The following is a 15,221-nucleotide window of genomic DNA, read 5'->3' as shown; positions in this document are numbered from 1 at the left end:
ATCGCAAAAGAAAGCGGCCACGCATCAAGCGTGGCCGTCAAATTCACAGGCGTTTAGTTTTACTGCGGCCAGACTTCCGCCAGGCGCAGCAAATTGGTGCTACCCGACTGCCCGAACGGCATGCCGGCGGTGATGGCGATCTGATCGCCAGCCTTGGCAAAACCTTCCTTGACGGCGGTCTGGCAAGCGGCGGTTACCATCTCGCTTTCGTTATGTATCTGATCGCTGATGGTCGAATGCACGCCCCATACCAGCGCCAGCCGGCGCGCTGTGGACAACTTCGGCGTAATGCTGAGAATCGGCGCCATCGGCCGTTCACGCGCTGCGCGCAAGCTGGTGTGGCCGGAACTGGTGTAGGTCACCGTCGCCTTGGCGCCGATGATGCGGGTAACATCGCGCAGGGCCGAACAGATAGCGTCACTACGGTTCGGCAACGGCGATTCGTGCTGCGCGTCCAGCATATTCTGGTACAAAGGATCGCGTTCGACTTCGGTGATGATGCGATCCATCATCGCCACTGCAGGCAACGGATAAGCACCGCTGGCCGATTCGGCTGACAGCATCACGGCATCGGCGCCGTCGTAGATGGCGCTGGCGACGTCGGAAGTTTCAGCGCGGGTCGGCACCGGCGAGGTGATCATCGATTCCAGCATCTGGGTTGCGATCACGATCGGCTTGCCGTGTTGACGGCAGACGCGCATGATGCGCTTTTGCACGCCAGGCACCCGTTCCGGCGGCAATTCCACGCCGAGATCGCCGCGTGCCACCATGATGGCGTCGGACACCTGGACGATCGCATCCAACTGTTCCAGCGCTGCCGGCTTTTCCAGCTTCGACAAGATGCTGGCGCGATCGCCGATCAAGGCGCGCGCCTCCAATACATCTTCCGGCCGTTGCACGAAGGACAGCGCAATCCAGTCGACGCCCAGTTCCAGCGCGAATTTCAAATCGCGCTTGTCTTTTTCAGTCAGGGCCGGAATCGGCAACACCGCATCCGGCACGTTTACGCCCTTGCGGTCCGACAGCGAACCGCTGTTGGCCACGCGGGTATGGATAGACTGACCGTCGCAGGCCAGCACTTCCAGCCTTACCTTGCCATCATCCAGCAGCAATGACTGGCCACCGGCGATCACCTCGAATAATTCCGGATGCGGCAGGTAGACACGTTGATTATTGCCAGGCGTGTTGTCGCGGTCCAGCGTGAATTCCTGGCCTGCTTGCAGCGCTATCTTGCCGTCGGCGAAGGTGCCGATGCGCAGCTTCGGTCCTTGCAGGTCGGCCAGGATGGCGATCGGGCGGCCGACGGTTTTCTCGACTGCACGCACGATGTCGTAACGTTCCTGATGATCGGCGTGGCTGCCGTGGCTGAAGTTGAAACGGAAAACGTCGGCACCGGCTTCAAACAACGCCTGGATGGTTTTCTGATCCGCGCTGGCGGGACCGAGCGTGGCGACGATTTTTGCTTTACGTTGGCGGCGCATATTTAGTTCTCTTTAAAAAATCAGGCAGTGGGTCAGACATAGAGTAACTACTCGGACGTCATTCCCGCGCACGCTGGAATCCATTTTTCGTACGTAAATTGGATTCCCCACCTTGGTGCCCGCGTGCGCGAGGATGACAACGTTCTTTTTTTTTCAATTCATTAAGAAACCGGCAAAACAAGTTTCCTAGAGAATCACGATGGCGCGGAAATCGTTGACGTTGGTACGCGTCGGCCCGCTGACGACGAGATCGCCCAGCGCGCTGAAGAAACCGTAACCGTCGTTGTTGTCGAGCATGGCGCGCGGACGCAATCCCAGTTCGGCTGCCTTGCGCATCGAATCCGGCTGGTAGATGGCGCCGGCGTTATCTTCGGAACCATCGATGCCGTCGGTATCGCAGGCAATCGCGTGGATATCGGGGAAGCCGTCCAGGGCGTTCGCCAGGCTCAGCAGGAATTCTGCATTGCGGCCGCCGCGCCCTTTGCCGCGCACGGTGACCGTGGTTTCACCGCCGGAAATGACGACGCATGGTTTGCTGAATGGCTGTCCGCGGCGTGCGATCTGCCGCGCCAGCGCCGCATGCGCCAGGCCGATATCGCGTGCTTCGCCTTCCATTTCGTCGGACAGGATATACGGTGTCAAGCCGGCAGCGACAGCGGTGGCGGCAGCGGCTTCCAAAGCGTCTTGCGCGGTGGCGATCACATAGTGCTGGTTACGTTCCAGGCGCGGATCGCCAGGCTTGGGAGTTTCGCCTGCGCCGGATTCGAGATGCTTGCGAATTGCCTCAGGTGTGTCGATATTGTATTTGCGTAGCACTGCAAGGGCTTCGGCACATGTAGTTGCATCAGGCAAGGTTGGGCCGCTGGCGATGATGCCGGGGTCGTCGCCCGGGATATCGGAAATCATCAGCGTTACGACCCGCGCCGGGGCGCAGGCCAGCGCCAGCCGGCCGCCCTTGATGGCGGACAGATGCTTGCGCACGCAGTTCATTTCAAAAATATTGGCGCCGCTTTTCAGCAAGGCTTTGTTGATGGCTTGTTTCTGTTCGAGGGTAATACCTTCAGCCGGCAATGCCAGCAAGGCCGATCCGCCGCCGGAAATCAGGCACAGCACCAGATCGTCTGCGGTCACGCCTTGAACCAGTTCCAACATGCGTGCCGCCGCCTTGCGCCCGGCTTCGTCCGGCACCGGATGGGAAGCCTCCACGACTTCGATCCGTTTACAGTCGGCGCCGTGAGCGTAACGCGTCACTACCAAACCTGAGATTTCGCCTTGCCAATGATCCTCTACCGCCTTGGCCATCGCCGCGGCGCCTTTACCGGCGCCGATCACCAGGGTGCGTCCCTTGCCTGACGGCGCCGGGATCTTGGCTAGATATTCTGGCAGGCATTTGGCGGCGCTGACGGCGTCGACCGCGGCCTGGTACATGTCGAGGAGAAGCTGGCGGGGTTTTATGCTGTTGGCGGTAGTCATGCCGTATACCTTGAAAAATGCGCTTGATATTTGCGCTTGATATATGAAGCGGAGTGTCTCTAAAAATTTTTACTTATTTTGATGTCGCAGCTGCAGTCGTAGGGTGGGCAGGTTGTTTTGCCCACGCGGTGCCGAATAAGCATGCAGGCGCAGAGAATTCACGCGTGGGCACAAGGTGCCCACCCTATGGCGACATCTTACACCTCTTACACCTTCGCGATTTCGTGGTTCGACATGATTTCAATCGCACGGCACAGCGCCGAGTGATCGAGGCCGCTCAAGCCATTGGCCGCGCAGGAATTCATCAGTTCTTGCGCTACCGCGGTGTTCGGCAACGATACGCCCAACGCCTTGGCACCTTGCAAGGCCAGGTTCAAATCCTTCTGATGCAGTTCGATGCGGAAGCCTGGATTGAAAGTCCGTTTTACCATGCGTTCACCATGCACTTCCAGAATCCGCGATGCCGCAAAGCCGCCCATCAAAGCCTGGCGTACACGCGCTGGATCGGCGCCTGCCTTGGAGGCAAACAGCAACGCTTCAGCTACCGCCTGGATGTTCAGCGCAACGATGATCTGGTTCGCCACTTTGGTGGTTTGACCGTCGCCATTGCCGCCCACCAGGGTAATGTTCTTACCCATCAGTTCGAACAAAGCCTTGGCATCGTTGAATGCGCCTTCGGAACCGCCAACCATGATAGTCAGCGATGCTGCCTTGGCGCCGACTTCGCCACCGGAGACCGGCGCGTCCAGGTATTCGCAACCCAGGGCGTTGATCTTCTTGGCGAAACCTTTGGTCGCGATCGGCGAGATCGAGCTCATGTCGATCACGATCTTGCCGGCCGTCAGGCCTTCGGCAACGCCCTTTTCAGCGAACAGCACTGCTTCAACGTGCGGGGTGTCCGGCACCATGATGATGATGATGTCAGCGCGCTTGGCCACTTCAGCACCGGAAGTACAGACGGTTGCACCGCCGTCGATCAGCGCTGCAGGTGGATTCTTCTGGTCATGCAGATACAGTTTGTGGCCGCCGCGCTGCAGGTTTTCCGCCATTGGCGCGCCCATGATGCCGAGTCCGATAAAGCCAACTTTTGCCATGATTATTTCTCCGTAATTTTAAAAATGTCTAAATCTGTCAAACGCCATGTGCAGCGCGCCAGCCCAAACCTTCGACGGTGCCGGCCTTCGGCTTGTATTCGCAGCCGATCCAGCCGTCGTAGCCGATTTCGTCGAGGAACTTGAACAGATAGTGATAATTGATTTCACCTGTGCCCGGTTCAAAACGCCCCGGATTGTCCGCCAGCTGCACATGCTTGATCTGCGACAGGTTGGCCTTGATAGTGTTAGCCAGTTCGCCTTCCATGCGCTGCATGTGATAGATGTCGTATTGCACAAACAGGTTGCTGGAACCTGTGGCCTTGATCAACTCCAGCGCCTGATGCGTCCCGGTCAGGAAGAAACCTGGAATATCGAAGCTGTTGATCGGTTCGATCAGCAAGCGGATGCCTGCAGCCTGCAGCTTGTCGGCAGCAAATTTCAGATTACCGACCACGGTGGCACGCGCCAGCTCGGCGCTGACGCCGGCAGGGACGATGCCGACCAGGCAGTTCAGCTGCTTGACGTTCAACACCTTGGCGTAACGGATCGCATCGTCGACGCCTTGCTGGAATTCACTGACGCGATCCGGGTGGCAAGCGATACCGCGCTCGCCGGCTTCCCAGTTACCCGCAGGCAGATTGTGCAAGACCAGCTCAAGGCCGTTAGTGCTCAATTTGTCGGCCAGTTGCTCGGCCCGGAACGCATACGGGAACAGGAATTCGACTCCCTTGAACCCGGCCTTGGCTGCAGCATCGAAGCGGTCCAGGAACGGCAGCTCGGTGAACAGCATGGTCAGGTTAGCGGCTAGTTTTGTCATGTCGTCTCTCCTGAAAAATCAGTCCAGCAAGGATACGGCGGTCGGCGCGTGGCTGCGTTCTGTTGCCAGCTCTTCGAACTCGTTGATGTTGTCGATCTCGGTGCCCATGGAAACGTTGGTGACACGCTCCAGGATGATTTCCACCACCACCGGCACGCGGAATTCCTTCATCCAGCGCTTGGCTTGTGCGAATGCATCCTGGATACCGTTTGGATCTGTCACGCGGATTGCCTTGCAACCCAAACCTTCAACCACAGCGATGTGGTCGACGCCGTAGCCATTGAGTTCCGGCGCATTGATGTTTTCAAATGCCAGCTGAACGCAATAGTCCATCTCGAAACCGCGTTGCGCCTGACGGATCAGGCCGAGGTAGGAGTTGTTCACCACAACGTGCACGTAAGGCAGGTTGAACTGCGCGCCTACTGCCAATTCTTCGATCATGAACTGGAAGTCGTAATCGCCGGAAATCGCCACCACTTCGCGCTTCGGATCAGCGACGCAAACACCCAGCGCTGCCGGAATAGTCCAGCCCAAAGGACCGGCCTGGCCGCAGTTGATCCAGTGACGAGCGTGGTACACGTGCAAGAACTGCGCAGCGGCGATTTGCGACAAGCCGATGGTGCTGACGTAGCAAGTATCGCGGCCGAAAGCTTTGTTCATTTCTTCGTAGACGCGTTGCGGCTTGACCGGCACGTTCTCGAAATGGGTGCGACGCTGCATGGTGCGCTTGCGCTCCTGGCACTCGCCCAACCAGGCCGAACGGTCTGGCAACTTGCCGGCGGCTTTCAATTCTTTCGCGATTTCGACGAACAAGGTCAATGCTGCCTTGGCGTCCGACACGATGCCGTAGTCCGGACCGAACACACGGCCGATCTGGGTCGGTTCGATATCGACGTGGACGAACTTGCGGCCCTTGGTAAATACTTCCACCGAACCGGTGTGGCGGTTAGCCCAACGATTGCCAATACCGAGCACGAAGTCGGATGCCAGCATGGTGGCGTTGCCGTAACGGTGGCTGGTTTGCAAACCGACCATGCCGGCCATTTGCGGGTGATCGTCAGGGATTGCGCCCCAGGCCATCAAAGTCGGGATCACCGGTACGCCGGTCAACTCCGCGAATTCTACGGCCAGATCAGCAGCGTCAGCATTGATCACGCCGCCGCCGATAGTCAGCAATGGACGCTCTGCTTCATTCAGCATGGTCAAGGCTTTTTCGATCTGTGCGCGCGATGCCGTCGGCTTATAGACGGACAAAGGCTCGTAAGTGTCCGGATCGAATTCGATTTCAGCCATTTGCACGTCGAAAGGCATGTCGATCAAGACCGGGCCTGGACGGCCGGAACGCATGATGTGGAAAGCTTGCTGGAATACGCGTGGCAACAAGGCCGGCTCACGTACCGTGACAGCCCATTTGGTGACTGGCTTGGCGATGGATTCGATATCGACCGCCTGGAAGTCTTCCTTGTACAGACGAGCGCGCGGCGCCTGGCCGGTAATGCACAAGATCGGGATCGAATCAGCCTGCGCCGAGTACAGGCCGGTGATCATGTCGGTGCCGGCCGGGCCGGAAGTACCGATACAGATACCGATATTGCCTGGATTAGCGCGAGTGTAGCCTTCAGCCATGTGCGATGCGCCTTCAACGTGGCGCGCCAGCACGTGCTTGATCCCGCCATGCCGTTTCATTGCAGAGTAGAACGGGTTAATTGCGGCACCCGGCACGCCAAAGGCTTGCACACAGCCCTCTTTTGCCAATACGTGCATTACTGCGTCAACTGCCTTCATCTTTGCCATGTTGCCTCCGAGTTACTAAATGTGAATTATTGCCAATACGTCATTGCCACTGCCTGCGGCCGCCCTCGCCGGCTCTTGTCTTTCCTTTTCGCTTGTTACGCTACGGATCAAGAGATAGCCCGAGACTGCCGAGTGGATGAAGCACATGCTATAACCAAACATATTGTTTGATAAGAACACAAACAATCGCTTTATTCGATACGTCAAGTATGGAATACTATAAAAGTGGCATAATGCAAATAACCAAGACGCGCCATTCAGTTGAATAAATAAGCAGGAAGAGACATGGACAAACTCAAACAGATCGAAGCATTCGTCAGCGTGGTCGAGAAAGGCAGCCTGGCGGGCGCGGCGCTGGAGCAAAACATCACGCCCGTGATGCTGGGACGGCGTATCGACGCGTTGGAAAAACGGCTGGGCACCAAGCTTATGCACCGCACCACCCGCCACCTGACACTGACTGAGCAAGGCACGGTATTCCTCGACCATTGCCGCAAACTGTTAACCGAACTGGATATCGCCGAGAAGATCATCTCGGAAGGCCGGCACAAGGCCACCGGCCATCTGGTGGTATCGGCGCCGGCGGCATTCGGCCGCAAACACGTGGCGCCGCATGCCCCCGCCTTCATCGCCACCAATCCTGAAGTACAGATTTCATTCAACCTGACCGACCGCGTGGTCGACCTGGTGCGCGAGGGCTATGACATCAGTATCCGTATCGGCGGCTCCATCGATCCGAATTTCGTTGCGGTCAAGCTGGCCAGCAACCGCCGCGTGGTGTGCGGCACGCCGGAATACTTTCATCGCAACGGCATTCCCAAAACACTGGAAGACATCGCCAGCCACAATTGCCTGTCCTTCAACCTGCAAGGCGGCCAGCAACGCGGCTGGTATTTCCAGCAAGGCGGCAAACCGGTGATCATAAAGACTGCCGGCAACCTGGATTGCAACGATGGGGAATTGCTGCATCGCTGGGTCAGTGAAGGCTTGGGGCTGGGATGGCGCTCGACCTGGGAGATCGAATCGCAACTGGCATCGGGTGAATTGCTGACAGTGCTGGACGAGTTTGCTCTGCCGCACTACGACATCATGGCGGTCTATCCGCAACAGCGCCATTTGCCGGCCAAAGTGCGCTTCTTTATCGATCGCTTGAAATCGATCTATGCGCAACCGGATTATTGGAGCAAGGGCTGAAAAATTCAGGTCGACGGGTAAAAATTTGATTTCCTTGATGCAATCCGGAAACCGATTTCCCCCTGAACTGTCCAATCTGGTCAACCGAGCCAGTCTCGACATCGTTTTAGTGTGGTGCAACGCACATACGTGAGACTACGAAGTACTACACTGAATACTCCAACTCAGATTCACTCAGATTCACTCATCTTCATATAACGAGGCAGTTATGATCATCCGCAGAACATCCAAACAAGCCATGCTGGCTGCAGTCATCGGCGGCGCGCTGCTGCTCGGCGGCTGCGCTGCGCCGTATGGCGCGCAGGGCTATGGCAACCAGGGATATGGCAATCAAGGCTACGCTAATCAGGGTTATGTCAATCCCCCGCAACAGACTTACCCGGCCTACCAACAAGGCTACCAACAACAAAATAACAGCAACTACGGCGTGGTCGACGCCATTGACGTAGTCAACACACCGAGCCAAGGCATAGGCGGCGCGGTCGTCGGCGGCGTACTGGGCGGCGTAGTCGGCCATCAGGTCGGTCACGGCAGCGGCAATACCCTGGCCACTATCGCCGGTGTCGTCGGCGGTGCGGTAGTTGGTAATCAGCTTGAGGCCCGCAACAGTCCCGGCTCCACTTCGTACAATGTGCGCGTGCGCATGAATAACAACGCCTACCAGACCATCAGCGTCAGCAATCCGGGCGATCTGCGGGTTGGCGACCGGGTACGGGTTGATAACGGCCAGATTTCACGCTACTGATAAAGCGGCGCAAATGGTAACTGAAGCGTAATTGAAGCCTGGCGGCCGCTGGGTTCTTGCCGATCAGAATGGGCGAAGCTGTGTACTTGATTAGTCCGTATGCATCCGGCATCTTGCCGGATGCAATAAAACAAGGAGGCATCATGAAAATGCAACTGAAACCGCTATGGCTGGCACTCTTTATCGCAGCTAACGCTTTTGCGCTACATGTCAACGCTGCTGAAGAAAACGTAGAACACAGGGACCCGCCGCGCTGGAAGGTTGAAGACCGGACACCGCAAGCGCGTTTCCAGACCATGAAGAAAGAAAATACCAATGCCTATGCGCAGGCATTGAATGATTGCCGTGCAATGCGCGGGCATGAAGCCAGCGACTGCAAGAAGGAAGCCCGCATGAATTTTGACAGAGACATGCAAAGCGCACGCGAAATGACGTCGCGCGGCCACAAATAAGAATCAGGATTCGCAAAATAAAAAAAGCCCGCTTGCGCGGGCTTTCTTTTTTGGCGTCCCCAGGGGGATTCGCCTACATGCCGCAGGCCGCTGAATCGCTTGCACGCGATTCCCTTCTCATCCCCCGCGTAAGCCGCGCAGGCGGCTTACTTGTGGCCACCAAAACAAAAAGCCCGCTTGCGCGGGCTTTTCTTTTTTGGCGTCCCCAGGGGGATTCGAACCCCCGTACTCACCGTGAAAGGGTGATGTCCTAGGCCTCTAGACGATGGGGACAGTGATCTGTCCGTACTGCTGACCTTTTACTACCTTACCTACTCTTACTACTTACAGAAACAATAAAGGCCGCAATAGGCGGCCTTATTGATTGTATCGAATCTGCCTGATATCGAAAATCTGCGATCGATTTTTGATCACTTACCTGTCGATACCAAGATAATTCTGGCGTCCCCAGGGGGATTCGAACCCCCGTACTCACCGTGAAAGGGTGATGTCCTAGGCCTCTAGACGATGGGGACAATAATCTGTCCGTACTACGCTTTCTACCTGCTACTGCTTCCAACTATTCGCTGGTGGAGGTAAGCGGGATCGAACCGCTGACCTCTTGCATGCCATGCAAGCGCTCTCCCAGCTGAGCTATACCCCCGTTTGCAGAAGCGAGATTATAGCAAGCTTATTTAGAGCTTGTAAATCCCGATTTGCAGATTTATTGCAAAATCACATCAGATAGGGCTGCAAACGTGCGATCACTGTGTCCCGGCCCAACAATTCGAGCACAGCATCGATTGCCGGCGTCTGCAATTGCCCTGTCAGCATCAAACGCAATGGCATCGCGATCTGCGGCATCTTCAGCGTGTGCGCAGCCAATACTTCCTTGATCATCGGCGCCAGGCTTTCCTTGTTCCACCCGACCGTTGCGCAACGTGCGGCGAAATCGGCCAATGCCGGCTTGACCGCATCGGTAAAGTGTTGCGTCAACAGAGCAGCATCCGGCACCGGCTTGCGATAGAACAGCATCGCCGCCACCCCGATTTCATTGACGGTATTGGCACGTTCTTTCAACAGGCCGATCACCTTTGGCAAATCAGGCGCATTGTTGAAATCGGCGCCGTCCTGTTCCATCAGTGGCTTGACCATCGTCGCCAGACGCGCATTGTCGGCCAGCTTGATGTAATGATTGTTGATCCACGCCAATTTCTCCGGATTGAATTGCGCCGGCGATTTCGACAGGTGATCGAGATCGAACCACGCGCAAAACTGTTCCATGCTGAAAATCTCGTCGTCGCCATGGCTCCAGCCGAGGCGCGCCAGGTAGTTCAGCATCGCTTCCGGCAAATAACCTTGCGCCGGATAATCCATCACGCTGACCGCGCCGTGGCGCTTCGACAGTTTTTCGCCGTCGGCGCCCAGGATCATTGGCACGTGCCCATACAACGGCAAGGTCGCCCCCAAAGCCGTCAGGATATTGATCTGGCGCGGTGTGTTGTTGACATGATCGTCGCCGCGGATGACGTGGGTGATTTCCATATCCCAGTCATCCACCACCACACAGAAATTGTAGGTTGGCGTACCGTCCGGACGAGCGATCACCAGATCGTCCATTTCGCGATTCGAGATGGTGATGTTGCCCTTGACTACGTCATCCCAGCTAACGTCGCCATCCAGCGGATTCTTGAAACGTACGACCGGCTTGCGATCGGCCGGCACCGGCGGCAAAGTCTTGCCAGGTTCCGGGCGCCAGGTACCGTCGTAACGCGGCTTTTCGCCGGCAGCGCGCATGCGCTCGCGCATCGCTTCGACTTCTTCCGACGACGAGTAGCAGTGGTAGGCAGTGCCCTCTTGCAGCATTTGCGCGATCACTTCGCGATAGCGGTCCATGCGCCGCATCTGATAAAACGGACCTTCATCGTGCTGCAAGCCGAGCCACTGCATGCCGTCGATGATCGCCTGCACGGCTTCCGGCGTCGAGCGTTCCAGATCGGTATCTTCGATGCGTAATACGAAAGTGCCGCCGAAATGGCGTGCATAGGCCCATGAAAACAGTGCGGTACGCGCGCCGCCCAGGTGCAAATAGCCGGTCGGGCTAGGGGCAAAACGGGTACGGACCGGCTTGGAGGAAGCAGCTGAAGTTGAAACCACGGTTGAAGCTGAGGCTGGAGTGCTGACAGTCATGATAAATAAAAACGGCCTTGGATTGCCAAAGCCGCTATCAAGGAAAACCCCATTTTACCGCGTTGCACCAGCGGATGGAACCGCTAGCCGGTAATGGTTCAGGCGAACCGCTATTTGACCGTGATGTTGATGGTTTTACTCAGCTCCGGACCATATGCAATAATCAGTAACGTGAGGGAACCACTATGTTAGTTGCCCATGGCAATTTATTAACCAAGCTGCCGCCTGATGGTTCGGCCGAAGTATTCGAACTCCTGCACCAGCACGCCGGCCTGAAAATCGAACGCATCATTTCCAATGGCCAGGCCAGCCCGCCCGGCTTCTGGTACGACAATCCACAGGATGAGTGGGTGCTGCTACTCAGCGGCAAGGCCGGCTTGACGCTGGAAGGCGCGGCTGACGAACATGTCATGCAACCGGGCGCCTGGCTCCACATTCCTTCGCATTGCCGCCATCGGATTGAATGGACCGATGCCGCGCAGCCAACAATCTGGCTGGCGATACATCATGAAGTTGCCAACTAATCGCACTAATCAAACTAATCGTTCTTGATGACGATAGTAGGAAACTTGCTGCTCATGTCCTTGGCTTTTTCCGCGACCTTGATCGCCACCTTGCGCGCGATCTCTTTATAGATGTGCGCTACCGGGCCGTCAGGTTCCACCACCACGGTTGGCGTGCCGGAATCGGTCTGCTGGCGGATCGACATGGTCAGTGGCAAGGCGCCGAGGAATTCAACGCCGTATTCGCCGCACATCCTGGCACCGCCGCCTTCACCGAAGATAGCCTCGGCGTGGCCGCAATTCGAGCATATATGGGTACTCATGTTCTCGACGATGCCCAGGATCGGAATCCCGACCTTCTCGAACATTTTCAAACCCTTGCGCGCGTCCAGCAAGGCGATGTCCTGCGGCGTGGTGACGATCACGGCGCCGGTGACCGGCACTTTTTGCGACAAGGTCAGCTGGATATCGCCGGTGCCCGGCGGCATGTCGACGATAAGGTAATCCAGATCGCGCCAGTTGGTCTGGTCCAGCAACTGTTGCAAAGCCTGGGTGACGATCGGCCCGCGCCACACCATCGGCTCGTCCGGATCGACCATGAAACCAATGCTGGAGACTTGCAAGCCGTGGTTTTCCAGCGGCTCCATGGTTTTGCCATCCTTGGTTTCGGGACGGCCGCTGATACCCATCATCATCGGTTGTGACGGGCCGTAGATATCGGCGTCGAGAATCCCGACCTGCGCACCTTCCGCCGCCAGCGCCAGCGCCAGGTTGACGGCGGTGGTCGATTTACCTACGCCACCCTTGCCGGACGCCACCGCAATGATGTTCTTGACGTTAGACATCAGCTTGACGCCGCGCTGCACCGCGTGCGATTGTATTTTTGAATAGACATGGGGGCTGACCTTGCCAACACCCGCCAGCGCCCCGACCGCAGCCGCGGCGTCGCCGCCGATCAAGGCGAACTGGCTCTTGGCCGGATAGTCCAGCTCGACGTCGAACAACACATCAGCGCCTTCCAGGCGGATATTCCTGGCCGACTTGCTGCTGATCAGATCCTTGCCGGTATTCGGGTCGATCACACTGGACAACGCTGCCTTGACCGCTTCAATCGTGACGCTCATTACTTTTCCTCTATGCATTTCTAATAAGATGCGCCAAGTCTAAACCAAATCACCGTCATTCCGCTGACGCCGATGTAGGGTGGGCACCCGTGCCCACGCGTGACCTCTCTCTCATCACCATGCTTTTTCCGGGCGCACGTGGGCAAAAAAGCTTGCCCACCCTACTCACTTGAGCTCGCTATCCCGCAATTGTCGTCGTTGGCTGCTAAAATCACTCTTTTATTCCAACCCGCAGCGCTTGTCGTTGCAAATTCATTGCCAAATGAGCATCACTTTGACTTCAACTCCTCGCCAATTATTCGTCACTACCGCCCTGCCTTACGCCAACGCAGCGTTTCACATCGGTCACATCATGGAATATATCCAGGCCGACATCTGGGTGCGGTTCCAGCGAATGCAGGGCCACGAGGTCAATTTTGTGGGTGCTGACGATGCCCACGGCGCGCCGATCATGATCGCCGCCGAAAAAGCCGGCATCACGCCGCAGGAATTCGTGGCGCAGATCGCTGCCGGCCGCAAGCAATACCTGGACGGCTTCCATATCGGCTTCGATAACTGGCACTCGACCGACGGCCCGGAAAACCACGAACTGTCGCGCGACATCTATCGCAAGCTGAAAGCGGCCGGCTTCATCTCGACCAAGACCATCGAGCAATTCTTCGATCCGGTCAAGAACATGTTCCTGCCGGACCGTTACATCAAGGGCGAGTGCCCGAAATGCGGCGCCAAAGACCAGTACGGCGATTCCTGCGAAGTCTGCAGCTCCGTATATGCGCCGACCGACCTGAAGAATCCCTACTCGACGCTGACCGGCGCGACGCCGGTGATGAAATCGTCGGAACACTTTTTCTTCAGGTTGTCCGATCCGCAATGCGTGGAATTCCTGCGCGGCTGGGCTTTGGGTAACGCTGACGGTAAACCTCGCCTGCAATCCGAAGTTGCCAACAAGGCCAAGGAATGGCTGGAAAGCGACGGCGGCATGGGCGACTGGGATATCAGCCGCGATGCGCCGTATTTCGGGATCGAGATTCCGGATGAGCCGGGCAAGTATTTCTACGTCTGGCTGGATGCGCCGGTCGGCTACCTGGCTTCGCTGAAAAATTATTTCGGCAAGATCGGGCGCGACTACGACGCCTTCATGGCCGATCCGAAGACCGAGCAGTATCACTTCATCGGCAAGGACATCACTTATTTCCATACGCTGTTCTGGCCGGCGATGCTGCACTTCTCCGGTTTGAAAGTGCCGAACAATGTGTTCGTGCATGGCTTCCTGACAGTCTCCGGCGAAAAAATGTCGAAATCGCGCGGCACCGGCATTTCACCGCTGCGCTATCTCGAACTCGGCATGAATCCGGAGTGGATGCGCTATTACATCGCGGCCAAGTTGAGCGCCAAGGTGGAAGATATCGATTTCAATCCGGAAGATTTTGTCGCCCGCGTGAACTCCGACTTGATCGGCAAGTACATCAACATCGCCAGCCGCGCTGCCGGTTTCATCGCCAAGAAATTCGACGGCAAGCTGAGCACAGCCTGGGCCACCGACAACGATCCGTTCCTGGCCAGGCTGCGTGCGGTTGCAAACGATATCCAGGCGCTGTACGACGGCCGCGAATATGGCAAAGCCCTACGCGCAGTGATGGAGCAAGCCGACCTCATCAACGCTTACGTCGACGCCAACAAGCCATGGGAACTGGCCAAGGATCCAAGCAAGGAAGCAGCGCTGCATGAAGTCTGCAGCCGCTTGCTGGAAGCGTTCCGGATCCTTACTATTTACCTGAAACCGGTATTGCCGGCACTGGCAGCGCAGGTTGAAGATTTCCTGCAAATCCAGCCGCTGGTGTGGTCCGATGTGACCCGGCCTTTGGCCGATGGTCATCGCATCAATGCCTACTCGCACCTGATGACACGGGTCGAGCCGAAGATGCTGGATGCCTTGTTCGATGCGCCCGCACCGGCTACAACACCAACTGCGACGGAAGTTGCGGGCACAGAAGACAGCAGCGCCAGCACAATTGAACCGCTGGCCGCTGAAATCAAGATCGACGATTTCGTGAAGGTCGATTTGCGCATCGCCAAAATCGTCAATTGCGAGCATGTAGACGGTTCCGACAAATTGCTGCGGCTGACGCTTGATGTCGGCGAAGGTCGCTTGCGCAACGTATTCTCCGGCATCAAGTCTTCCTACCAGCCGGAAGAACTGATCGGCAAACTGACGGTGATGGTGGCTAACCTGGCGCCGCGCAAGATGAAGTTCGGCATCTCGGAAGGCATGGTGCTGGCTGCTTCGGCCGCCGACGAGAAAACCAATCCCGGCATCTATGTGCTCAATCCGTGGCCAGGCGCAGAACCTGGCATGCGGGTCAGCTAATCCACTA

General features: G+C 57.1%; 12 protein-coding genes and 3 tRNA genes. 5 read left to right on the top strand and 10 right to left on the bottom strand.

What is annotated here, in order from left to right:
* Positions 1-59 precede the first annotated feature (59 nt).
* The 5 genes from pyk to gcl all read right to left on the bottom strand — a co-directional run bounded on the left by pyk (position 60) and on the right by gcl (position 6,659).
* Positions 60-1,481, bottom strand: coding sequence for a pyruvate kinase (pyk, locus tag KHU29_RS11055; protein WP_211452859.1), 1,422 nt, complete (start codon positions 1,479-1,481; stop codon positions 60-62).
* Positions 1,482-1,667: 186 nt separating this feature from the next.
* Positions 1,668-2,954: a glycerate kinase type-2 family protein gene (locus KHU29_RS11050; protein WP_211452858.1), complete on the bottom strand. Its 1,287-nt coding sequence runs from the start codon at positions 2,952-2,954 to the stop codon at positions 1,668-1,670.
* Between the two features lie 206 nt (positions 2,955-3,160).
* Entirely contained in the window at positions 3,161-4,048 is an 888-nt protein-coding gene (locus KHU29_RS11045) for a 2-hydroxy-3-oxopropionate reductase (RefSeq protein ID WP_211452857.1), read from the bottom strand.
* 37 nt (positions 4,049-4,085) lie between these two features.
* Positions 4,086-4,865, bottom strand: a complete 780-nt coding sequence (gene hyi, locus KHU29_RS11040; protein ID WP_211452856.1) for a hydroxypyruvate isomerase — start codon at positions 4,863-4,865, stop codon at positions 4,086-4,088.
* An 18-nt stretch (positions 4,866-4,883) separates the two neighbouring features.
* A complete protein-coding gene (gcl, locus tag KHU29_RS11035; protein WP_211452855.1) occupies positions 4,884-6,659 on the bottom strand; it encodes a glyoxylate carboligase in 1,776 nt (591 codons plus the stop codon).
* A 285-nt stretch (positions 6,660-6,944) separates the two neighbouring features.
* On the opposite strand from gcl, the gene KHU29_RS11030 reads away from it, so the two are divergent.
* The 3 genes from KHU29_RS11030 to KHU29_RS11020 all read left to right on the top strand — a co-directional run bounded on the left by KHU29_RS11030 (position 6,945) and on the right by KHU29_RS11020 (position 9,050).
* On the top strand, positions 6,945-7,853 hold the full coding sequence (locus KHU29_RS11030; protein ID WP_211452854.1) for a LysR family transcriptional regulator: 909 nt from the start codon (positions 6,945-6,947) through the stop codon (positions 7,851-7,853).
* Positions 7,854-8,061: 208 nt separating this feature from the next.
* Positions 8,062-8,598 carry a glycine zipper 2TM domain-containing protein gene (locus tag KHU29_RS11025; RefSeq protein ID WP_211452853.1) on the top strand — a complete coding sequence of 179 codons (537 nt, stop codon included), beginning with the start codon at positions 8,062-8,064 and terminating at the stop codon, positions 8,596-8,598.
* A 143-nt stretch (positions 8,599-8,741) separates the two neighbouring features.
* Positions 8,742-9,050, top strand: coding sequence for a hypothetical protein (locus KHU29_RS11020; protein WP_211452852.1), 309 nt, complete (start codon positions 8,742-8,744; stop codon positions 9,048-9,050).
* 197 nt (positions 9,051-9,247) lie between these two features.
* Here the strand turns inward: KHU29_RS11020 and KHU29_RS11015 are convergent.
* From KHU29_RS11015 to gltX, 4 genes are all read right to left on the bottom strand, one after another.
* Positions 9,248-9,323: transfer RNA gene (locus tag KHU29_RS11015), tRNA-Glu, on the bottom strand.
* 166 nt (positions 9,324-9,489) lie between these two features.
* A tRNA-Glu gene (locus tag KHU29_RS11010) sits at positions 9,490-9,565 on the bottom strand.
* A gap of 52 nt (positions 9,566-9,617) precedes the next feature.
* A tRNA-Ala gene (locus KHU29_RS11005) sits at positions 9,618-9,693 on the bottom strand.
* Between the two features lie 71 nt (positions 9,694-9,764).
* A complete protein-coding gene (gene gltX / locus KHU29_RS11000) occupies positions 9,765-11,219 on the bottom strand; it encodes a glutamate--tRNA ligase (protein WP_211452851.1) in 1,455 nt (484 codons plus the stop codon).
* 185 nt (positions 11,220-11,404) lie between these two features.
* Between gltX and KHU29_RS10995 the strand changes: the two genes are divergently transcribed.
* Positions 11,405-11,743 (top strand): cupin domain-containing protein, encoded by a 339-nt coding sequence (locus KHU29_RS10995; protein ID WP_211452850.1) that lies wholly within the window; start codon positions 11,405-11,407, stop codon positions 11,741-11,743.
* A gap of 14 nt (positions 11,744-11,757) precedes the next feature.
* On the opposite strand, the gene apbC is transcribed toward KHU29_RS10995, so the two are convergent.
* Positions 11,758-12,846, bottom strand: coding sequence for an iron-sulfur cluster carrier protein ApbC (gene apbC, locus KHU29_RS10990; RefSeq protein WP_211452849.1), 1,089 nt, complete (start codon positions 12,844-12,846; stop codon positions 11,758-11,760).
* A 262-nt stretch (positions 12,847-13,108) separates the two neighbouring features.
* Between apbC and metG the strand changes: the two genes are divergently transcribed.
* Positions 13,109-15,214, top strand: a complete 2,106-nt coding sequence (gene metG / locus KHU29_RS10985) for a methionine--tRNA ligase (RefSeq protein WP_211452848.1) — start codon at positions 13,109-13,111, stop codon at positions 15,212-15,214.
* Positions 15,215-15,221: the final 7 nt, after the last annotated feature.

Source organism: Collimonas antrihumi (assembly GCF_018304965.1).
Lineage (GTDB): Bacteria > Pseudomonadota > Gammaproteobacteria > Burkholderiales > Burkholderiaceae_D > Collimonas > Collimonas antrihumi.
Note: the sequence above shows the minus strand (reverse complement) of the source record. Positions and strands in the feature narration are given on the sequence as shown.